Origin of the sequence: Paludibacter propionicigenes WB4, assembly GCF_000183135.1 — a bacterium.
Taxonomy (GTDB): Bacteria; Bacteroidota; Bacteroidia; order Bacteroidales; family Paludibacteraceae; genus Paludibacter; species Paludibacter propionicigenes.
Genome location: NC_014734.1, coordinates 2,133,722 through 2,157,547 on the forward strand (window position 1 = coordinate 2,133,722; position 23,826 = coordinate 2,157,547).

The 23,826-nt window shown below is 39.3% G+C and carries 16 protein-coding genes; 4 read left to right on the top strand and 12 right to left on the bottom strand.

Features of this window, described 5'->3' with window-relative positions; translation table 11 throughout:
• Positions 1–73: 73 nt before the first annotated feature.
• Positions 74–1,621, bottom strand: coding sequence for a glycine--tRNA ligase (locus PALPR_RS08870; RefSeq protein ID WP_013445283.1), 1,548 nt, complete (start codon positions 1,619–1,621; stop codon positions 74–76).
• 171 nt (positions 1,622–1,792) lie between these two features.
• Between PALPR_RS08870 and PALPR_RS08875 the strand changes: the two genes are divergently transcribed.
• Entirely contained in the window at positions 1,793–4,648 is a 2,856-nt protein-coding gene (locus PALPR_RS08875) for a DNA gyrase/topoisomerase IV subunit A (RefSeq protein WP_013445284.1), read from the top strand.
• Between the two features lie 105 nt (positions 4,649–4,753).
• Here the strand turns inward: PALPR_RS08875 and PALPR_RS08880 are convergent, their stop codons facing one another.
• From PALPR_RS08880 to metG, 10 genes are all read right to left on the bottom strand, one after another.
• Entirely contained in the window at positions 4,754–6,493 is a 1,740-nt protein-coding gene (locus PALPR_RS08880; protein ID WP_148226451.1) for an OstA-like protein, read from the bottom strand.
• Positions 6,494–6,540: 47 nt separating this feature from the next.
• Positions 6,541–7,896, bottom strand: coding sequence for a peptidylprolyl isomerase (locus PALPR_RS08885; protein WP_013445286.1), 1,356 nt, complete (start codon positions 7,894–7,896; stop codon positions 6,541–6,543).
• Between the two features lie 289 nt (positions 7,897–8,185).
• Positions 8,186–8,536 (bottom strand): MmcQ/YjbR family DNA-binding protein, encoded by a 351-nt coding sequence (locus PALPR_RS08890; RefSeq protein ID WP_013445287.1) that lies wholly within the window; start codon positions 8,534–8,536, stop codon positions 8,186–8,188.
• Positions 8,537–8,589: 53 nt separating this feature from the next.
• A complete protein-coding gene (locus tag PALPR_RS08895) occupies positions 8,590–11,016 on the bottom strand; it encodes a TonB-dependent receptor (protein WP_013445288.1) in 2,427 nt (808 codons plus the stop codon).
• Positions 11,017–11,330: 314 nt separating this feature from the next.
• On the bottom strand, positions 11,331–12,029 hold the full coding sequence (locus tag PALPR_RS08900) for a hypothetical protein (protein ID WP_013445289.1): 699 nt from the start codon (positions 12,027–12,029) through the stop codon (positions 11,331–11,333).
• Positions 12,016–12,393, bottom strand: a complete 378-nt coding sequence (locus tag PALPR_RS08905; RefSeq protein WP_013445290.1) for a GntR family transcriptional regulator — start codon at positions 12,391–12,393, stop codon at positions 12,016–12,018. Before PALPR_RS08905 ends, PALPR_RS08900 begins: the two co-directional genes overlap by 14 nt.
• Positions 12,390–13,103 (bottom strand): hypothetical protein, encoded by a 714-nt coding sequence (locus PALPR_RS08910; protein ID WP_148226452.1) that lies wholly within the window; start codon positions 13,101–13,103, stop codon positions 12,390–12,392. The genes PALPR_RS08905 and PALPR_RS08910 overlap by 4 nt, the downstream gene beginning before the upstream one ends.
• A 147-nt stretch (positions 13,104–13,250) precedes the next feature.
• Positions 13,251–14,063, bottom strand: coding sequence for an ABC transporter ATP-binding protein (locus PALPR_RS08915; RefSeq protein WP_013445292.1), 813 nt, complete (start codon positions 14,061–14,063; stop codon positions 13,251–13,253).
• A 251-nt stretch (positions 14,064–14,314) separates the two neighbouring features.
• Positions 14,315–14,533, bottom strand: a complete 219-nt coding sequence (locus tag PALPR_RS08920; RefSeq protein WP_013445293.1) for a Nif11-like leader peptide family natural product precursor — start codon at positions 14,531–14,533, stop codon at positions 14,315–14,317.
• Between the two features lie 203 nt (positions 14,534–14,736).
• Positions 14,737–16,776, bottom strand: a complete 2,040-nt coding sequence (gene metG, locus PALPR_RS08925) for a methionine--tRNA ligase (protein ID WP_013445294.1) — start codon at positions 16,774–16,776, stop codon at positions 14,737–14,739.
• 195 nt (positions 16,777–16,971) lie between these two features.
• Here metG and PALPR_RS08930 point away from each other — a divergent pair, with 195 nt between their 5' ends.
• The gene (locus tag PALPR_RS08930; RefSeq protein WP_013445295.1) at positions 16,972–17,517 is read left to right on the top strand and encodes a hypothetical protein; all 546 of its coding nucleotides are present in this window, start codon (positions 16,972–16,974) and stop codon (positions 17,515–17,517) included.
• 136 nt (positions 17,518–17,653) lie between these two features.
• Positions 17,654–19,006: an MFS transporter gene (locus tag PALPR_RS08935; RefSeq protein WP_041620351.1), complete on the top strand. Its 1,353-nt coding sequence runs from the start codon at positions 17,654–17,656 to the stop codon at positions 19,004–19,006.
• A gap of 74 nt (positions 19,007–19,080) precedes the next feature.
• On the opposite strand, the gene PALPR_RS15400 is transcribed toward PALPR_RS08935, so the two are convergent.
• The gene (locus PALPR_RS15400; protein ID WP_013445297.1) at positions 19,081–19,599 is read right to left on the bottom strand and encodes an FMN-binding protein; all 519 of its coding nucleotides are present in this window, start codon (positions 19,597–19,599) and stop codon (positions 19,081–19,083) included.
• Positions 19,600–20,023: 424 nt separating this feature from the next.
• Between PALPR_RS15400 and dnaE the strand changes: the two genes are divergently transcribed.
• Positions 20,024–23,821 carry a DNA polymerase III subunit alpha gene (gene dnaE / locus PALPR_RS08945; RefSeq protein WP_013445298.1) on the top strand — a complete coding sequence of 1,266 codons (3,798 nt, stop codon included), beginning with the start codon at positions 20,024–20,026 and terminating at the stop codon, positions 23,819–23,821.
• Positions 23,822–23,826 lie beyond the last annotated feature (5 nt).

The window sequence follows — 23,826 nt, forward strand, 5'->3', positions numbered from 1 at the left end:
GAAAATAAAGAAACGACAAACGCCGAAAAATAGATTTCGGCGTTTGTCGTTTTATAAAGTTTGGAGAATCGGTTTATGCCAGAATTTTCTTAAACAAGTTCTTCATGTTTACCGCATCACCAATAATCTTATGTAAATCGGCTATTGCCACACGCTCTTGCAACATACTGTCGCGATGACGAATGGTTACAGATTTGTCTTCCGGAGTCTGATGGTCAACAGTGATACAGAATGGAGTTCCCACAGCATCCTGACGACGGTAACGTTTTCCAATAGAATCTTTTTCATCATAAGCACATTTGAAATCAAACTTCAAATCGTTTATAATCTCGCGGGCTATTTCAGGAAGGCCATCCTTTTTCACCAACGGCATAACACAAGCTTTAACCGGAGCCAAAACCGGAGGAAGTGTCAGCACTACGCGACTATCCCCTCCTTCAAGCGTTTCTTCTTTGTACGAAGCAGCCATGATTGAAAGGAAAGTACGATCCACACCAATGGATGTTTCGATAACGTAAGGAACATAAGATTGGTTAATCTCTGGATCGAAATATTTGATGTTTTTTCCGGAAAATTTTTCGTGGCTACTCAAGTCGAAATCGGTACGTGAGTGAATACCTTCCACCTCCTTAAATCCGAAAGGCATTTCAAATTCGATATCAGTTGCAGCATTGGCGTAGTGAGCCAGCTTATCATGATCATGAAAACGATATTTTTGATCACCCAGACCCAGTGCTTTATGCCATTTCAGGCGAAATGCTTTCCAGTGTTCAAACCATTTCATTTCTTCGCCCGGACGAACGAAGAACTGCATCTCCATTTGCTCAAACTCGCGCATACGGAAAATGAACTGACGGGCTACGATTTCGTTGCGGAAAGCTTTACCAATCTGAGCAATACCGAAAGGAATCTTCATGCGACCGGTTTTCTGAACATTCAGGAAGTTTACAAAAATACCCTGTGCCGTTTCAGGACGAAGGTAAATTTTCATTGCACCTTCGGCTGTAGAACCCATTTCGGTGGAGAACATCAGGTTGAACTGACGTACATCAGTCCAGTTGCGTGTTCCGCTAATAGGGCAAACTACCTCATAATCTTCGATTATAGCTTTCAATTCAGCCAAATCTGAATCGTTCAGCGCTTTTACAAAACGAGTGTGGATTTCATCACGTTTAGCCTGATTTTCGAGCACACGTTCGTTGGTAGAACGGAAAACAGCTTCGTCAAAGCTTGCACCAAAACGTTTAGCGGCTTTTTCCACTTCCTTACTCATTTTGTCATCGTACTTTGCCAATAAGTCTTCGATCAACACATCAGCACGATAACGCTTTTTACTGTCTTTGTTATCAATCAACGGATCATTGAAAGCATCCACGTGGCCAGAAGCTTTCCAGGTAGTAGGGTGCATAAAAATTGCTGCATCAATTCCCACCACATTTTCGTTGAGGAGCACCATGCTATCCCACCAATACTTTTTGATATTGTTTTTGAGCTCTACGCCATTCTGACCATAGTCGTAAACGGCACCCAGTCCGTCATAAATCTCGCTCGAAGGAAATACAAAACCATACTCCTTACAATGCGCAATTAATTTTTTGAAAACATCTTCTTGTGAAGCCATACTATTTAGTTATGAGTAACAAATTACAAACCTGTGAGAAATTAAAAAAAAGACAAATCCAGACACAAATTGTACTGAGAAATGAGGTGCAAAGTTACTATTTTTTTTGTATTTTTGTCGATTGAATTTGAAAAATATACAGCACAAGAGGCTTTAAAATAATACTTTCCCATGAGCACAGACGAAATAATTGAAGCAGAAAACGAAGAAAACGAAATGACTGGCGCAGCCGATGAAATCGTGAATGATGCTGAATCTGCTGCGCATTCTAATTATAAAGTACCTAAAATTTCGGACGATGCAGTCAAGCATCACTTGTCCGGTATGTACCAGAACTGGTTTCTGGACTATGCCTCGTATGTAATTCTTGAGCGTGCTGTTCCAGATATTTACGATGGATTAAAGCCCGTTCAGCGTCGTATACTTCACTCCATGAAACGATTGGATGATGGACGCTACAACAAGGTTGCAAACATCGTCGGGCATACCATGCAGTTTCACCCACATGGTGACGCATCAATAGGCGATGCATTGGTACAACTCGGACAAAAAGACCTGCTGATTGACTGTCAGGGAAACTGGGGAAATATCCTCACAGGCGATGGCGCTGCTGCACCTCGTTATATTGAAGCCCGCCTCTCTAAATTTGCACTCGAAACGGTTTTCAATCCGAAGACTACCGAATGGAAATCTTCTTACGATGGCAGAAATAAAGAACCGATTGCATTGCCCGTAAAATTTCCGCTATTGCTGGCGCAAGGTGTTGAAGGTATCGCTGTGGGTCTTAATTCAAAGATCCTACCCCATAACTTCAACGAACTGCTGGACGCTTGCGTAGCCAACCTGAAAGGTGAAGATTTTATTCTTTACCCTGATTTCCAGACAGGAGGTTCTATTGACGTAAGTCGCTACAACGACGGCGAGCGTGGAGGTGCCGTTAAAATTCGGGCTAAAATAGGAAAGATAGATAATAAAACGCTGGCAATAACCGAGATTCCATTTGGTACTAACACATCCAAACTGATAGAATCGATTATAAAAGCCAGCGATAAAGGCAAAATAAAAATTCGCAAAGTTGATGATAACACATCGGCGAATGTCGAAATTTTAGTGCACTTACTACCCGGCTCATCATCCGACAAAACAATTGATGCGCTTTACGCATTTACCGATTGTGAGCTGAGTATTTCGCCAAACTGCTGTGTAATTCACGATAATAAACCACGGTTTTGCGGAGTGAGCGAAATGCTTCGCATAAGTTGCCAGCATACAATGGATTTGCTGCAAGCCGAACTTGAAATCCAAAGAGCGGAATTACAGGAACAACTTTTCTTTACTTCGCTCGAAAAAATATTTATCGAAAACCGGATTTATAAAGATAAAGGTTTCGAGGATAGCACTTCGCAAGACGAAGTTATCGTACACATTGATAAAAGACTGGAACCTTTCAAAAAAGACTTTATCCGGGAAATTGTACGGGAAGATTTTATCAAGCTTCTTGAAATAAAGATGATGCGTATCACCAAGTTTGACTCCGACAAAGCAAACGAAACATTGATATCCATACAGAAAAGAATTGATGAGATTAATCACCATCTGGCTCATTTGGTTGACTATACCATTTCATGGTACGAGGGACTGAAAGCCAAATACGGAAAGGATCATCCCCGCCTGACAGAAATACGCAACTTTGAAACCATCGTAGCATCTAAAGTGGTGGAAGCAAACGAAAAACTATATGTCAACTACGATGAAGGATTTATCGGCACTTCGCTGCGTAAAGACGAATTCGTTTGCAACTGCTCGGACATCGATGACATTATTATTTTCTTTAAAGACGGGAAATACAAAATCGTGAAAGTAGCGGACAAAATCTTTATCGGCAAAAATATATTGCATTTGGATGTGTTCAAGAAAAACGATAAAAGAACCATTTATAATGCCGTATACCGTGATGGGAAAACAGGACCGTATTACATCAAACGCTTCGCTGTAAACGGAATTACACGTGATAAAGATTACGATATCACGCAGGGCACAGCCGGATCCAAAGTGGTTTATTTTACGTCGAACCCCAATGCCGAAGCAGAGGTTATACGCGTGACTCTAAAACCCCGTGCCCGTTTATTTAAACTCGTATTTGAAAAAGATTTCAGCGACATAGCTATTAAGGGCAGACAATCGATGGGAAATATCCTGACCAAAAACGATATTCAGAAAATTACACTGAAACAAAAAGGAGGCTCCACACTGGGCGGTCGTCAGGTTTGGTTCGACCGCGATGTGTTACGGCTGAACTACGATAACCGGGGAGAATATCTCGGCGAATTCCTGAGCGAAGATTCTATTCTGGTGGTATCCAGCAAAGGAACTTTCTACACCAGCAATTTCGACCTGAGCAATCATTACGAGAAAGACATTCTGGTTATCGAAAAATTCGATGCAAACAAAGTCTGGTCGGTGGCGCTATATGATGCAGACCAAAAATACTATTATTTAAAACGCTTTCAACTGGAGGCTACAACGAAACCTCAGAATTTTCTGGGAGATAATCCTGAATCGCGCTTAATGTTGATGACCGATGCAGATTTTCCACGCTTCGAAGTAGTCTTCGGGGGAAATGATGCATTTCGTGATGCATTGGTGGTTGACGGCGAAGAGTTTATTGGCATAAAAAGTTACAAAGCCAAGGGAAAACGTCTCACTACTTTTGAGGTGGATACAATCAACGAACTGGAACCTGTTCGTTTTGCTCCGGTCAAAGAAACCGATAACAACGAGGAGGGATCCGATACTGCCGATGACACTGAATCAGCAGAAATAGATGTGGAAGATAATACCGTAGCCGTTGAAGATAAAGAACTTGCGGAATACTCCGATGAACCGGAATTGACTGTAACACAAGCCAAACCGCCGAAAAAGGAAAAGCCTGCAAAACCGGCTGAGACAACCAAAACTAGCGATGATGATGTGATAGATCAGCAACGCATAATTGATGATCTGACAGGACAAATGACCTTGTTCTGATTTTCTAGCTTATAATTTTCAAATAGAAAGAGTCCGAAAAGTTTAGTTACTTTTCGGACTCTTTCTATTTGAGTTATGTATGTTTTGATAGCAATTTCCCGTTTTCTATTTGGGCTTACCGGAAGCAGACTTCTTGTCGGTTGCAGGCTTAAAACGCTTGGTTTTAGGAAATATAGAAAACAAATCTTTCACCTTTTTAGGTCGTTGATCTTCAATCCAGAAAAAGTTTTTCAGGTAAATATCAGATGTATTAAGGCCTAACAACGGATCCATCGTACCTGTACTGGATGATGTAAGAACAACCTTGTCTATTTTTTTATTTTTCAGATACATGACGACAAAACTACTTTGAGTTTTGTTCATCCCTACCAACGTAGAATCTTTATCATCCCGAGGATAGTAAATCGTTTCAGCATTACCATTGACATTCACTTTTTTCAACTGACCACTATCCACATAGGCAATTATCTCTTTACCCGAAAGCTGGTTGTAATACACCGAATCTTCATGCTGAATAGCTACCGCCTGTTGTTGAATAAAAACCTTATTAATTTTTTTGTTCTTGGTAAAAGCCTGAATAAAATCACCGGACAACTGATTATTTTCAGCCCAAAGCACCGGTTCACCGTGCAGGTTCATTATCGAATCGCGCGACGAATAAGCTATCGAATCAGCCAATCCCTGAACATCATTCCTAAAGAACCGAACATGATAATAGCCTTTTACCACATTGTATATTGAATCCTTCGAGGTAAAAAGCGTGTCTGCATGAACAGACATGGTATCTTTGCTTGACCAATCTACCAGCAAAGCCGAATCCGTAGCCAATCCATTCTTTGTTTTATCGCTGTAGTAGCAATATTCACCATACAGAGTCGATTTCTGAACGGAATCCGTCATCACCACCTTTTTGAAACCTTCGCCATAGTTTTGTTTCTTATCGTAGAAAATGGTATCTGCAACGAGTGTTTTACCGTCTTTGTGGACTACTCTTGAGCGATTCAACAGCATCGACCTTTCTGTAGCTGTATTGTACCAGCCACGGTTACTGTAAATGTTTGTTTCCTCGTTGTAAAGAATGTGCGTCGGACCTACAATGTTGGCAATACTGCTTTTGGTATTATATTTCAGCGTATCAGCGCTTAGTACAAAATTCTTATTTTTCAGCTTTACCTTATTCCTAAAAACAGCATCGTTAGTCGATGGAGAGTATTCGCCCCATACCGAGTTAAGTACGTTGAGCGGATCGGATATCTGTCCGCCGGTATAATAATATGCCAGATTTGCCATCCGGTCGTAGTTCAAACTATCGGTTACAAGCGTGGTTTTTCGGTTCACCATCCGCACGTTATGCCTCAACCTTGCAAGTTTCGTATTACCATCATAATACAACACATCACCATAAACAAAAAGAGTATCACCCTGCACAAGGCGTACATTGCCGTAAGCATTCATAGAGTTGTTTTTTTCAAAAAAATAGGCGCTGTCACAATACATCAGGGCATTGTCATGCCTGAACCTGATGTTACCCTTCAACACCTGTACATTGGGATTGAGAACATCATCGTAAGTTATTGTTTCTGAGTTTTCGAGATAAACCAATGTCGCCCTTTTGTTGCTCAACGGATTTACCATTGGCACCAATGGTTTTTGAGCTTGCTGGATCGATCTCTGCCGACTAACCTTTTTGACAGGTTTGGCAGGCATTTGGTTTTGCATTATTTCCTTACGCAGCTGCTTAGGGCGAATCTGCTGACCGTGAATTACGGCAATAAACAAACACAGCACACCGAAAATTACGATGTGCCTGTGATTTATGTTGCTTTTATTAAGAAGAGACTTCAATGATTTCTTAATTGACCAATGATTATAAAATATAAATATTCCTTTTCTTATTTCTTTATCCAACCCGGATATTGAAATTTACAATTTTGCCATGCTGGATCAATACTTATATAAGTTTCCTTTTGCTTTTTGGCTATCCAGGTACTTATGAATTCTTGCTTTTTCTTTGATTCGTAGAAGTTTCTCAGCATTTGATAATCATCAGTCAGGTTTGCTTTATGAACATCAACTTTAGACTTGAGCTTTACTACCGCAACGACTTCTTTATTGGTTGATTTATCTATCATCGAAAACGGTTTTGATACTTCACCGACATTCATATCATAAACCTTTTTGGCTACTTCCGGTGGTAAGTCCTGATATTCAAACTTCGAAGTCCCTGATTTTTCGTTTAACATCAATCCAGCATTCATAGCAGTGTTTTTATCCATAGAGAAATTTAATACAGCTTTTTCGAACGTAATTTTGTCTTCGCGAATCTGATTGGCAATTGAATCCAGCACATGAATTGCTTTTTCTTTATCTTCTGCAGCAATTCGTGGTTTTAGGAGAATATGACGACAATTTATTCGGTCACCACGCTTTTCTATTAGTTGAATAATATGAAACCCAAATTCGGTTTGTACAATTCTGGAAACTTTTTTGGGATCAAGCAAATTAAACGCAACGGCCGAAAATTCAGGAACTAACTGACCTCTTCCCATAAATCCAAGTTCACCACCGCGCTTTGCACTTTCACTATCTTCCGAGTACAACCGAGCTAATACAGAGAAATCCGATGAACCGCTGTTTACACGTTCGGTAAAGTCGCGCAGTCTTTCCTTTATTCTATTGATTTCCGTAACCGGTACCGGCGGCTCAAAACTTACTATCTGCAACTCTACTTCGGCAGGTACAGTAGGTATACTGTCGGCAGGTAGATCTTTCATAAAACGACGAACATCAGAAGGGGTTGATTTTATGTCTCCCACCAGTTTTCGTTGCATGTCTTGTATAATTTGCTGATTACGTGTTATTTCACGCAATTGCTCTCGAAGCTCTTTGGTACTCATTTTGAAGTACTCCTCCACTTTCTCTTTCGATCCTATCTGAGACTCGTAATAATTTAATTGCTTTTCTACCTGATTGATTACAGATGATTCATTTACTGTAACACTATCAAGTACGGCTTGATGCAAAAAGAGCTTCTGAATTGCTATTTGCTCAGGAATTACGCAATACGGATCTCCATCTATCGGGGTATTATCTATCTGAGCCCGTAAGCGCTGTTCTTCAACTTCTGATTTTAAAATAGCTTCATCGCCAATAATCCAAATGACTTCGTCAACAACGTTTTTTTGAGCCATCATTTTCAGAGGTGAAATGCTTAAAAGTAAAAGAAGCGAAAGAATTATTTTTTTCATAAATTTGTTATTGACGTTCTATTAGTTTCTATGATATGGTTGATAGCAGTTATCCACAATTAAAAATTGCTTGCAAATTTACATATTATTTACGAGTGCTAAACAACCGACGCCTAAAAAAAAACTTTAATTGGATAGATTTTGGAGTATTTTGTAAGTTATGGTTGGAATCCTCAGACAAATTGAGAATATTTAAGATATTATTCAGGTCATATCGTAGTTAATATCAATTAAGTACAATAAACCTGAGAAGCAGATATAATTATTACCTGTCAATAAGACTGAATTTCTATGCTAATTCTTCACGCAGTTTTTTGGGCAACCCTGCCACGACCAGGTCATAAGAGTGCTGTATCAGCTCAAGCAGCAACGACTGCGAAATAGACGAATCGATGCGTACGGAGTTCCAGTGTTTTTTATTGAAGTGATAGGCAGCAGTGATCGCTTCGTATTCTTCACGAAGCTGTATAGCTCTTTCCGGGTCACATTTAAGCGCTATTTGTGGTTCGGTATTGTCTAGCGGTATCAACCCGAACATTTTCCCCTGTACTTTGAGCACCAACGAAAATTCGTCGAAAGGAAAATGTTCAGTTGCACCTTTCATACTCAGGCAATAATCACGTAGTTCTTCTATATTCATATCCTTACCTTTATTTTTGTCAACCAGACAAAGATAGAAATAATCTCTTATAATTAATTGCTTGATCCGCCGCTTTTCACATCGTCGTTTGAGATTCCTCGTCTTGCTTTTTTGACTTCCATATTAGTTTTTCCAAAATTATAACTTAGACTAAATCTTGCGTTTCTAGTCTCATATTTATACTCATAATTTTGTATAGAATTCTGATCTGTCATTGAATAGGATTGTGTCATGAATCTTTTAAATGGATTGGTTACTGATAGGCTCAGAGTTAACTTTTTATTAAGAAACATTTGGGATATACTTACACCATTATAGAAGTATACCGAAGATTTTCCCTGGAGCATAATGGACGGAGATGAGACATTTCCATTAATGGAAATAGAGTTATCTTTCCACAATACTGCTCTCGCACCAAAAGATCCATAATACATATATCCTTTATTCGACAATGTAGTTCCATTATTCGCCTCCATCTTGATGTATGAGCCATTGCCGTTACAATAAATGTTGAATTTTTCGTTCGGGCGATACGAGCAATAAAGATTCAATCCTACATTCATGTTAGTACCAATGTTTTCATAAGTTGTAGTTCTAACGTCATTTGCATTGACAGTAGAAATACTTTCTATGGAATTATTTGTAAACGAGCCCCTTCCTGTCAGACTCAAATTTAATTTTTGTGTGAAAGTGCTATATCCCAATTCGAATGAATGAGAAACTTCTGACTTCAAATGAGGATTACCATAAGAAATGTATTGGGGAGTAGAAGTGTCAACGTATGGGTTTAGATAATAGATGCCCGGACGGTATAGGCGTTGTGTATAAGATGCTCGCAAAGTACGCCCCGGCTTAACTTGATAATTAAAGGTGACATAAGGAACTACATTCTGTAACTTATTACTGAATTTAATTACTGAGTCTGATTTAGAAGTTGCATTATTCCAGGTATATTCCGCCCGAAGTCCACCTTTTACAGTGAGAGTTTTTAATTTAAACACATAGCCTGCATAAGCACCAAGAATATATTGATTGTAATCCAAATCATTACTTTTTGTTTGGCTATACTCCCACAAATTGGTTGTTGTGTTAAGCCTGTACGTATCGGAATTACTGTCGTTCTGGCGGTAAATTGCCTTCACGCCACATTCTAGTTGGTGGTTTGCAGACAGTGGATCATAATAATCGACCTGTAGTGTTTGCTCCCTCGATAACGCATCTCTGACTGAGCGTTGAGCATAAGGGCTGTAATTAAGCGTATTAATCACATCTGTCTCATAATTAGATGTATTGGGAGAATTGTCTAATTTATAAGACAGCGTGAAAGTTTTATCCGGCTTTTTATAGGTTTTCTGATAATCAATATTGCCCGACAACGTATTATAGGTATATTTTCCATTACTCAGGCTTTCGTAATATTGCGATCTGACATTGTTTATATCAAGTGTATTGGTAATGCCCTGTGAATTATTTCGCGCAGTATATCCGTAACCCCAAAACGAAGAACTTATCAAGTTTAATGAGTCAATCTCATAGCTTAGTTCTCCTGAAAAATTAGATGAATTCCCAGAAGATTTAGATGATCCTGTAGAATTAGTCGTTCTGTAAGTATCGCTCAGATAATTTTTTCTTTCAGAAGTATTTGAATTTGGTGCATTTTTATATTCAGAGTCCGAATATCTGACAGAAAATCCGAATTTATTGATTTTGGCAGCCAGATATAAGCTCCCGTTTAATCCCCCACGAGAATCTGCTCCCGCCGTCACACTCCCATTGTATCCGGCAATGCTTTTCTTTGTTGTAATAATATTAATGATACCCCCTACACCTTCAGCATCATATTTAGAAGATGGATTGGTTATCACTTCTATATCTTTTATACTGTTTGCAGGAATTGTCTTAATGATATCCTTAAAATTATTTGACATCATAGAAGAACTTTTCCCATTAATCAACACCTTGAAGTTTGATTGTCCGTTAAGAGTCACTTCGTCTTCCGAATTGACTGTAACGAGTGGAACTTTTCTCAACATATCCAACGCGTTAGAGGTATGCGAATCCGGATCGGACTCTACGTTGTAGGTTATCTTATCAGCATCAACCTTAACCAAGGGTCTCTGTACACTTACCGATACCTCTTTAAGAGCGATGCCCTCATCCATTTTTATCTTACTTAAATCGGTTTTGGTATCTGTTACATCGATTTTTTTAGTAACTTCAGAGTATCCGATAGAAGTGAATATGAGTGAATATGTTTTCTTTTCTGCAACAGTGAAAGTGAATTTTCCTGATGCATCAGAACTGATTTTTTTAATTATTTTAGCGCTATCATTCTGTATTGTCACCGTAACATAAGGTATGTCTTTCCCTGTAGTAGCCTCAATAACTTGCCCTGAGATTTGATAATTAGCAGACTTGTTTTGTGCATGAAGATTAAATGACACAAACAGAATAAACAGTAATAGTGATTTTAATTTCATAAAGTAAATGATTTAATTGATTTAAGTATTTTATTTTTGGTTATCTCCTTTGAGATGAGATTCCCTATGATTTAAATTTTAAGCAAAGTAAATAAATATCCATACAACTAATAAATTAGTTATACATTATTAACAATCTTTTATTTATATTGCAAAAACAGTTAATCTGAAGTTGCTAAAACTACTCTCTACATTGATACTTGTCACTCTTACAAGAAAGTGGCTAAACACTTATTAACACATCTAGCAAATACCCTCGCATAAAGCAAACACAATTTCGCCTCATTTAAGCAATACTTAAATGAGGCGAAATCTTATCTATTTGCAGCATAATTGTTATCGTCAATAAAAACATTGCTATTTGTATCTTTCTCAATGGCAATGTATCCATTTTTATCCTTGCTATAAAATCTGGAGAAATTTGTTAACACAGCACTAAGGCGATTAGTCTCGCAATAATTATTTACAAAAGCGTTGTTTGATTTTATAGTGAGATTTCCAAATTTGGAGTTATCAAGATCAACATGAGCACTGTCATTTGCAATGATGCTTATATTGTAATATTTTTTATTAATTGTATATCTTTTATCCTGATCACTATTGTAAACAAATCTTCCTCGCGTCACTTTAACCATTAACGAGTCCGGTTCAAAATTACTAACATTTATCCACAAGTGTTTTTTCCCAACAATTTGAGAAATTTGTTTACATTTTATAAACATTCTGAGTCCGCAATAAGCGTGCAAGGTATCATGAGTGACCTCATACAATTTTCTGGGTGTTTTTATTCCCTTCACGTATTCTACCCTCATTAGATTGCTGTCAGAACGGTCAACATGAATATCCGAAGCTTCTTCTGCTACAATTACCTTAAAACTTGGTAAAACATATTCTTTATAGCTAATCTTATTATTTTCTTCTTCCTTGTGTGTTTTTGAGTCGGCAAATAAAAAAAATACTGCTCCTACGATAAGGATAGCAAAAGCGGTTATAATTATGTTACTTGTTTTCATTTTCTTGTATAGCTGTTAGTAAGTCCGTTAAATCATTATTTGTAAGTTTCAGCACTTTAATTTTTTGAATAAATTCGGGCAATTCATTCTTGAAAAAGGTTTCTCTTTCGGTTTTCAGAATACGATCCAGAGCATCCTCGGATACAAAAAATCCAATCCCGCGTTTGTTATCAATCACTCCTGCATCCTGCAGTATGGCATACGTTCGTAAGAGCGTGTTTCGGTTTACTTCAAACTCCACCGCCAGATCGCGCACCGAAGGTACACGTTCGCCGGGACTGAGCTTGCCTTCCAGTATCTGGTGACAAAGGTTATCAGCTATTTGCTGAAAAATACCTTTGGTCGATTTAAAATCTATACTCATAGTTGTTTCTCTTTAAGTTTAAAATAACCCAGCGGAAGTAAAAATAAAGGTGCCAAATAAGCAATAGAATAAAGAAATATCTCCTCATTTATATAACCATTGGATAAGAAATAGCCGATATTGGCCACGTTAAAACCTTTTGTTTCAGGATAGAAAAGGTAAGAAACGCCTACCATTAAAAATACTATCAAAAATATTGCGGCAACAAGTGCAATTCCGGTTTTTATTAACCCTAATTTCCGAAAGAATATCTTTACTGAAAATAAAAACATACCCGATGAAAAGATTATCAGGATCATACCAATTCCTTCAAACAGCCTCCAGTTTTTTACGATTGGATAATTATTTTTAATCAAAAACATGGAGTAATGGAATTTTTCAATAAAGCTGTATTTTTCAGGTCCTGCCAATTGTCCATTCGAGTATTCTATATGTCTAAGTGCTGCTATACGTGCTAAGTGCACATCAATCCAAAAAATAGCTAAAAATATTACTGTTCCTGCTAAAACTCTGAGAACAAACTGGCAAAGAAATTTTTCAAATGTAGATGCCGGCATAAGCAAATAGTTGCTTGTTTTAATTTTTGAGCTTAGCTCTGAAAAACCAGAACCTACAAATGCTCCAAGTCCCACAAGACACATTGAAAAAAGATCTCTATACCTTGAAGCATCAAATTTATAGGTTGTACTACTATAGATATAACTTGGCATGTACATTCGCATAAAAATAAAGCCCAGAATAAACCCACCCACAATGGTGAGCAGGTATTTTTTATAATTGATTAACAAGTCATTCCTCAAAAGAAGGTAAAACCTGCTGACACTAAAAAACTTATTTGAATTCATATTTTTCCGGAATTAGATTTTCTTGTTGATAATCGCATTAAATAAAAGTTCTAAATCGATGCTTGACTCATTGTCAGTGGTTGCAGGAACTATAATTTTTTGTCCCAGTGGGCATTGCTCATTATAAAGCACATTTTCTACTCCGGTGAGCGATGGAACCAAATCGAAATACAATTTCTGAGTTATTTCTTCAATATTTTCCTGATAAATCATTTTACCGTTCTCAATTACCACCACTTTGTCAATCACCGTGTCGATGTCTTTCACCTGATGGGTGGAAATGATGACCAATTGCTCTTCGGTCACCGAGCTCACCAGAATTTTACGAAACTGGCTTTTGGATGGGATATCAAGTCCGTTTGTAGGCTCGTCAAATACCAACATTTTGCAATTGGTGGAAAGAGCAAACGCTATAAGGAATTTCTTGCGCTGCCCGTGCGAAAGTTTGTTCAGGTTAGAAGAAGGCTGCAATTCAAATTCATTAAAAATGTCATACAGTTTGTGATAATCGAAGTTAGGATACATCGGACTGAATGCTTTCACGTAAGTAGAAATACCAATGGAAGGGAATGCAAACTCTTCGGGAACCATATAGATATCTGCCAAATAATTTGGATTGCGATCGAACGGTACAAACCCGTTTACTTTGATTTTTCCACTTTTGGGCTGAATTAATCCCGAGATTAAATGCAGCAGGGTCGATTTGCCTGCTCCGTTTTTACCGAGCAGTCCAACGATGCGTCCGCTTTCTACCTCCAACGAAAAATCGTTGAACAGCGGCGACTTCTTTTTGTAATGAAATGATACGTTTTGAATGTTGATCATGGCATAATAGTTTAGTGACCTATGTTTCTATGCCACAAAATAACGGACAATTTTTTAATTTACAAAACAAAAAACAATGTTTTTTGAGAATTTATTTCAAAAAATAATTTATCACGCTATAAATCAGCAAAATAAAAAGCAGCATTGAACGAATTTAATCGTGCAATACTGCTTAAAAGTTTCTTTTAAATCAGTAAAGAGCTACTGCCACAAATCTAAAAATAGTTCAGTCGACATTAATAGACCTTAACTTACCCCCAAATACTGCGTTTGGGTGGATTTCCGTAATTTTCGAATTGGTCGCCATTTTCACGAATGACTTGAGTTAGCTCCTCAATAGTGAAATCATAACCATCAGCTATGGCCAACTCAACAAATTTCTCCTTCGACATTACATTATCATACTTCACTCTAAATTCCTTATCACTGCCTCCCTTTGCAAGCAGATTTTCTACACTCTGTTTAGACATATACGTTTATTGATTGAATAATTAATTACAGCACAAATATAATCAAATATCCGTTAATATCAAATAATAACAATCATATTGTCGCAATATTTATTTATTTACTTTCTTTTTAAAACTACATATTGTTTAATTGAAGCATATAGAAAAAACGCCCAACCGGTTCAACAACCGATCGGACGATTCTATAAGTTATATTTTGTTCCTTATTTTACTTCCACGCCATTCGTAACCTTGACACTCGGACGGATAAGTACCAGCTTACCATCAGCATTTTCAGCGGAGAGTATCATACCTTCGCTCATCACACCGCGGAGTTTGCGGGGTTCAAAGTTGGCAATAAAGCAAACCTGCGTACCAATCAACTCTTCAGGGTTTGGATATGAAGCGGCAATACCCGAAAGAATAGTGCGTTCGCCCATGCCATCGTCCAGTTTAAACTGAAGCAGCTTGTCGGCTTTAGGTACTTTTTGGCAATCGAGCACGGTAGCTACACGGATGTCCATCTTCATAAAGTCATCAAAAGCCACGTTTTCTTTCACATCATTGGGTTTATAAGCCGCAGCCTCGTTAGCCTTTTTGGTATCGAACAGTTTTTGTACCTGAGCAGCAATTGTTTCGTCTTCAATTTTCTCAAACAACAGTTCGGGAGTTCCCAACTGATCGCCGGCTTTCAGCAGATCAATACGCCCCAGCTCTTTCCAGTCAAAAGTAGAAAGATTCAACATCGTTCGCAGTTTTTCGGACGTAAACGGCAAAAACGGCTCAAAAGCAATGGCCAGATTAGCCGCAATCTGCAAACTCAGATGCATAATGGTGGATACCCTGTCCATATCTGTTTTGGCAACTTTCCACGGCTCGGTATCGGCCAAGTATTTGTTACCGATACGTGCCAGATTCATAGCTTCTTTCTGCGCATCACGGAAACGGAAGTTATTGAGTAGCTTTTCTACATCGGCTTTTACATTTACAAATTCGTCGAGCGTTTGTTTGTCATAATCGGTCAACTGCCCCAAAGCAGGCACTTTGCCATCGTAGTATTTTTGAGTCAGCACCAACGCACGATTGATAAAATTGCCAAAAATAGCCACCAACTCGTTGTTATTACGCGCCTGAAAATCTTTCCAGGTAAAGTCGTTGTCTTTGGTTTCGGGAGCATTGGCAGTGAGCACATAGCGCAACACATCCTGTTTCCCGGGAAATTCTTCCAAGTACTCATGCAACCAAACTGCCCAGTTGCGCGAAGTAGAAATTTTATCGCCCTCAAGGTTCAAAAATTCGTTAGCCGGAACATTATCAGGCAAAATATACGAACCCTCGGCTTTCAACATAGCCGGGAAAACGATACAGTGGAAAACAATATTATCTTTTCCAATAAAATGAAGCAAACGGGTTTCGGGGTCTTTCCACCATTTTTCCCAGCTATCCGGCAAAAGTTCTTTTGTATTAGAGATATAACCAATCGGCGCATCGAACCACACATACAGCACTTTACCTTCGGCTCCTTCTACAGGCACAGGAATTCCCCAATCGAGGTCGCGACTTACAGCACGGGGTTGCAAGCCCATATCGAGCCAGCTTTTACACTGTCCGTACACGTTTGGTTTCCATTCTTTATGGTCTTCCAAAATCCACTGGCGAAGCCATGCTTCGTGCTGATCCAGCGGCAAGTACCAGTGTTTGGTTTCTCGCATTACAGGAGCAGAACCGCTGATAGCCGATTTTGGGTTAATCAAATCCGTTGGATTCAACGAGGTTCCGCAGGCTTCACATTGGTCGCCATACGCATTTTCGTTGCCACAATGCGGACATTTTCCGGTAATATATCGATCAGCCAGAAACTGCTGAGCCGTTTCGTCATAATACTGTTCGCTGGTTTGGATTACAAAACCATCTTTATCGTTGATGGTTTTAAAAATTTCAGAAGCAAGCTCTTTATGCGTTTTAGAAGTGGTGCGCGAATAAATATCGAACGAAATACCAAAATCTTCAAATGATTTCTTGATAATTCCATGGTAACGATCCACAATATCCTGTGGTGTAACACCTTCTTTTTTAGCTTTAATGGTAATGGGTACGCCGTGCTCATCCGAGCCTCCGACAAAAAGTACCTCTTCGCCTTTCAGGCGGAGATAGCGCACATAAATATCGGCAGGAACATATACACCCGCCAAATGTCCGATATGAACAGGACCATTGGCATAAGGCAATGCAGAAGTAACGGTGGTACGTTTGAAATTAGTCATGTAGATAATCTGTTGATTAGTTGAATAGTTGAATGATCAACTTGTTGATCGCTTAATCGGCTTATTGGTTTTCCGGCTTGTTTTTCACAACAACCAATTAACTTACAAACCAATAACCTGAAACGGGACGCAAAGATACGGACAAATTCTCAAAATTTGCATATATTTGTATGCCAAAATAAATCTCCAACTCCCATGCCACGCGACAAAGCTATTCTCAAAGAACAACTTGCACAACTTTCTAAAAATGAATTAGCCGAAATGGTGCTGAAACTTGCTGGGAAACGCTACAATTATGAATTTCTGTTGGTCAATTTTCTGGATAAAGATGGTGGAGAACAAACTTTGTTTGAAGAAGCCCGGGAAGATATTGATCAACTCTTTCAGAAGGAGTTTAAAGGGAGAACTATTCAACATCAGCTCGTCAAAAAGCTTAATGCTTGTACCAAAAGAATCGGCGAATTCACAATCGAGACCAAGAGTAAAAAGCTGGAAGCCGATTTAGTACTCCATGTACTCGAAAAGCAATTCAGCCACCCGATAAATGTATTTGGAGCCCGTTTCTCCGGTTACGACTACAAAGTTGGATTGTTGCTTAAGCGACTTATCAACTTAATTACAAAAAAACTTCACCCCGATTACTTGATTGATTATCAAGACAAAATAAACGAATATCTTACAAAACTTCACTACACCTCGAATAGGATAAATACTATCAAAGACTTACCCAAAACGATTTAATCACTCATTTTATATATAATCACTTCCGCAATTTCATTAAACCACTGATTTAATCATAATTAGGAAATTAACCCTTTAAGTATCGATGGGTTATTTGTATATTTGTCGAATATTAAACCAACAAAACAGCAATTGCATGACTAAATTTTCTCGCCCGTTCTGGGTTGCCAACTCAGTTGAATTATTAGAAAGACTTGCTTATTACGCCGTCTTTATAGTTATAACGCTTTATCTGTCAAATGTATGGGGATTCAGCGATGTAGAAGCAGGTTTCATTTCCGGAGTATTCTCAGCAACCTTGTATTTACTACCTACCTTCGCAGGAGCTTATGCCGATAAAATAGGATTCCGATCAGCTATAATGATAGCTTTCGGATTGTTGACACTCGGATATGGAGGCCTGGGACTTCTTCCCACCTTGCTGGAAAGCGCTGGATTGGTGAAATACGAAATGACTACCTCCTTTAATGGACTAGACACCAGTCCACTCCGTTGGACAATCGTTCCGGTACTGACGTTAATTGTTATCGGAGGTTCATTTATCAAAGCAGTTATCTCCGGAACTGTTGCCCGCGAAACCACTACCGAGACGCGTGCTCGTGGTTATGCCGTTTTTTACATGATGGTAAACATCGGTGCTTTCATGGGCAAAACAGTGGTTGATCCGTTACGCAAAAGCCTCGGAGACCAGGGACTTGTTTATCTCAATTTTTTCTCTGCCGGTATGACATTGCTTGCATTTGTAGCCGTATTCTTCATGTATAAATCAGTAAAGACTGAAGGACAAGGGAAAAGCTTTGCTGAACTGGGGAAAGGCTTACTAAAAGTGCTGGGAAACGGACGACTTATCATCTTGATTCTTATTATCAGCGGATTTTGGATGATTCAAAGTCAAATGTACGCCACTATGCCTAAATACGTTATCCGCATGATTGGAGCCGAGGCCTCGCCCGGCTGGTATGCCAATGTCAACCCCCTGATTATATTTGTATGCGTAAATTTCATTACTTCACTGATGAAAAAACAAACTGCTCTGACATCCATGACAATAGGCATGCTTATCATCCCGCTTTCGGCTCTTGCTATGTCTTTTGGCACCCAGATTGGGGCAGAATATATCCTTGGATTACACCCCGTAGCATTTATGATGATTGTGGGAATTGCCTTACAAGCCATTGCCGAATGCTTTATTTCGCCCCGTTATTTAGAGTATTTTTCCATGCAGGCTCCAAAGGGAGAAGAAGGACTTTATTTGGGATTCAGCCATCTACACTCGTTTATCTCTTACCTGTTTGCTTTCGGATTATCTGGCTTTTTACTTGAAAAATATTGCCCCGACCCACGCAAATTTGCCTCAAAAGCCGACTTTGTAGCCGCTACATCACATGCTCATTATATTTGGTATGTCTTTGTAGGTATAGGGTTGATATCGGTCATTGCATTACTTATTTACGGATATGTTACTCGCAAAACAGCTTCAAAACAATAACAACAAGCCACATCATTAAACAAAAAAAGCAAGGCGATAAACCTTGCTTTTTTAATTTCCAGACAAAACCTGTTTTATTTCTTCGGCAGCTTGGCAACAGCAGTATTCAGAAGAAAATCTACGTTCTTGGCAACTGCTTTAGCCGTATAAGTAGCACCTGTACGCGCATCTACCTGAACGGCTTTAGCCGACTGTAAATCTTTTCCAACCCACGAGTCAAAAAAACCATTTTGCTCAAGCTTACTCACAAATCTGGGAGTCTCCCAATTTGACAATAATGCTACTTTCTTAACAACCTTGCTCTTATCCACCAAAATCATCACCGGAGTCAAATCGTTGTATCCTTTCACATCTTTGCAAAACGAAATGCTCGACATCGCAAAACCTATGGTTTTATTCTTGGCATTGAGTATCCGATACCAATAGTCATTTACTTTTTCTACTTTTACTGCATCAGGGTAAACGCTCTGAACTACATCCTTATTAGACACTTCGTGCAATACAGGATTTTTTTCCTTTCCTCCTCCCGGTCTCTCTTGTGCGAACGCTACTGTTCCTACCAACAACAATACAAAAACTATTTTTCTAAACATTCCTGAATCAATTTATTTTTTTTGAAATTTATATTTAATGTTATAATACAGACAATACGAAACGACTTAGGTTTAAAAGCTGTTCTCAGATATTACACAACGGACAATTGTCGTCATAATCCTTTTTTATTTTTATAAAACTCTTTTTCTTCAAATATGTTCTTTTTAAGGCCAGAATTAGAAGACCCTTTTATAAAATCTGTTGAACGACAAAAGTAACTTTTTTCTGCGCTACAGTGTAAATATTTAAGAAATTATTGTGTTTTTCATGATTATTTCAATGAATACATTGATGTCTTTTATGAAAATTGTCGATAACTTCATAGTAAAAATTTTATTCGCTTTCAAAAATTACAGTATCTTTAGCAGCCAAAAAACAATTCCACAAGTGGAATTGTAATGTACCAATAAACAACCGCTTAACATGAATTCCTTTGTTCATCTTCACGTTCACTCTCACTATTCAGTATTGGATGGGATGTCTACCATCTCAGGGCTTGTAGATAAAGCTTCGAAAAGTGGGATGCATGCCGTGGCACTGACCGACCACGGAAATATGTTTGGCGTTAAGGAGTTCTTCAACTATGCCAAGAAAAAAAATGGTAAGGTAAAGGGGCAGATTGCCGACCTACAGAAGCAACTAAAAGCGGAAGGCCTGACGGAAGAAGAAAAAACCTCTATTCTGGAACAAATAGAAGAAGCCAAACACAAAATTTTTAAACCGATCATTGGCTGTGAGGCCTATGTAGCCCGCCGCGGACGCTTATCAAAAGAGGGTACCGAAGACAGAAGCGGATATCATCTCGTGCTACTGGCAAAGAACAAAAAAGGCTATCAAAATCTGTGTAAACTTGTTTCGATGTCGTGGATTGAAGGGATGTATTACCGTCCACGCATAGACCATGATATATTAGAGAAATACAGCGAAGGATTGATCGCATCTTCTGCATGCCTTGGAGGTGAGATACACAAGAAAGTAGAAAGCGGCAATATGGATGAAGCCGAGAAATCGGTTATGTGGTACAAAAAAGTGTTTGGTGATGATTTCTATATCGAACTTCAACGACACAAAACCGACAAACCAAACGCGGATTATTCTACTTTCGATAAACAAATGCGCCAAAACGAGGAGCTCATTAAACTGGCGCGTAAAACCAACACTAAAATAGTTGCTACCAACGACGTACACTTTGTTGAAGAAGAACACGGCGAAGCTCATGAACGTCTGATATGCCTAAGCACTGGCAAGGATCTGGACGATCCGAACCGTATGCGCTATACCAAACAAGAATGGCTTAAGTCGCCTGAGCAAATGTGGCAAATCTTTGCCGATATACCCGAAGCGCTTAACAATACGTTGGAGATAGCCGAGAAAGTTGAATTTTTCGATATTGACTCCAATGCCATGATGCCGGTATTTCCCATCCCCGAAAGCTTTGGCACTGAAGAACAATACCGCGCTAAATTCTCCGAAGAGATGCTTCGTTCGGAATTTGGAGAAGGTTTTGACAGACTAGGAGGATATGAAAAAGCGGTTCGCGTAAAACTGGAAGCTGATTACCTGACAAAACTTGCTTACGAAGGTGCTGCCGTCCGCTATGGCAGCGAGCTTACTGCCGACCAGAAAGAACGTATAGATTTTGAACTGGAAGTAATGAAAACCATGGGTTTCCCGGGTTACTTTCTTATTGTACAAGACTTTATACGAGCAGCCCGCGACATGAAAGTATCAGTAGGTCCGGGTCGTGGATCGGCTGCGGGTTCAGTAGTGGCGTACTGCCTCCGAATTACCGACATCGATCCACTTAAATACGACTTGCTGTTTGAGCGTTTCCTCAATCCGGATCGTATCTCCATGCCCGATATTGATATTGACTTTGATGATGACGGACGCGGACAGGTTTTGCGCTGGGTGACTGAAAAATACGGAAAAGAGCGGGTAGCTCACATCATCACCTATGGAACAATGGCCACCAAATCATCAATCAAAGATGTGGCGCGTGTTCAGCGGCTACCACTCTCGGAAGCCGACAGATTGACAAAACTTATCCCTGATAAATTTCCTGAAGGAGCCGATGGTAAAGCTCCTAAAATTACCATTAGTAACTGCCTGAAATATGTGCCCGAGATGCAAACTGCCCGCAACTCTTCGGACTTAAATCTGGCTAATACTTTGCGGTATGCAGAGATGTTGGAAGGAACTGTGCGCCAAACCGGAGTGCATGCTTGCGGTGTCATTATTGGTGCCGACGACCTGACCAATTTAGTACCGCTAAGTACGGCAATGGACAAGGAAACCAATGAAGAAATGCTCGTAACACAGTACGAGGGGTCTGTCATTGAAGAAATAGGGCTAATAAAAATGGACTTTTTGGGACTTAAAACCTTGTCCATTATAAAAGAAGCCCTGTCCAACATCAAAAAATCCAAAGGAATTGATCTTGACATTGACAGTATTCCGATAGACGATTGTAAAACATACGAACTTTTCAGCAAGGGATTAACCGTCGGGACATTCCAGTTTGAATCTGCCGGAATGCAAAAACACCTTATCAACCTTCAACCTACCCAGTTCGAAGATTTGATTGCGATGAATGCCTTGTATCGTCCGGGTCCAATGCAATACATTCCTCAGTTTGTCAACAGAAAGCACGGTCGGGAAAAAATAGAATATCCTTTTCCTATCATGGAAAACCGTTTGAAAGATACTTATGGTATTACGGTTTATCAGGAACAGGTCATGCTTTTAAGTCGCGACTTGGCCGGGTTTACCCGTGGTCAGTCGGATGAGCTTCGGAAGGCGATGGGCAAAAAACTCATCGACAAGATGGAGGCGCTGAAAGTGAAATTCATGGACGGATGTGAGAAAAACGGTTTCGGACCGAAAGCAAAATTGGAACAAATCTGGTCCGACTGGGCTGAATTTGCGAAATATGCTTTCAACAAATCGCACGCCACCTGTTACTCGTGGATTGCTTACCAGACAGCATACCTCAAAGCACATTATCCGGCAGAATTTATGGCTGCCAACTTAACGCGCAACAAGGATGATATTACCGAGGTCGGCAAATTCATGGACGAATGCAAAAATCTGGGCATGAATGTACTGGGTCCCGATGTCAATGAAAGTGATTTGACCTTTACAGTAAACGCCGATGGCAATGTGCGGTTTGGATTGGGAGCCATCAAAGGCGTAGGTGAAGGAGCCGTAGAAGCCATTGTAAATGAAAGAAATGCCAATGGAAAATACACCAGCATGTTCAATCTTATTGAACGCGTGAACCTGACTGCCTGCAACAAAAGAGCTATGGAAAGTCTGGCATTATCGGGTGCATTCGATAGTTTTTCAGATGTGCATCGCGAACAGCTTTTTGTAGAGAACAGCAAAGGCGAGCAGGTTCTCGAGTCTATACTTCGCTACGGAAATAAATATCAGACCGATCTGGCGATGACAAAGAATTCATTGTTTGGCGGACTGGATTCGGTTGAAATTACCAAGCCTGAAATTCCGTATGCCCCTGAGTGGTCGCCGCTTGAAAAACTAAATAAAGAGCGTGATCTGATTGGCATGTACCTCTCTGCTCACCCGTTGGATGAATATGAGTTTGAGATTAATCATATATGCAATGCCACCACTGTAGACCTGAAAGATTTATCGAGCTTGCAGGGTAAAGGACTGAAAATAGGCGGAATGGTTACCAATTTCCGACACGGGACATCGAAAGCAGGAAATCCCTATGGAATTTTCACGCTGGAAGATTATGCCGGAGCATTTGAGTTTGCCCTGTTCGGTAAAAATTATATTGAATTTGGCAAATACATGATTAAAGATTTATATCTGTTTATCAATGCTATAGTTCAGGAGAGAGGGGCAGATTATAAATTTAAGAAACAAGAAAACACAAATCCGGACATTCCTAAAGAACTGGAATTAAAGATTCAAAAAATAGAAATATTCTCGGACATTAAAGACAAATTAATCAATACGTTGACCCTGACAATCCGACTTCAGCAACTGACCGAAGATTTCGCAATTGAACTAAATGAATTAACTTTGCAGAACAAAGGGAATGTAAACTTGTATATTCAGGTGGTAGATGAACTTTCGCCGAATAAAGTAATGCTCTTTTCGCGTCATCATCGCATACAGATAAACACCAAAGTATATCATGCTCTGAAACGCGCTCAGCAAGAAGAAATACTTGAATTTCAGGTTCATTAATTAAT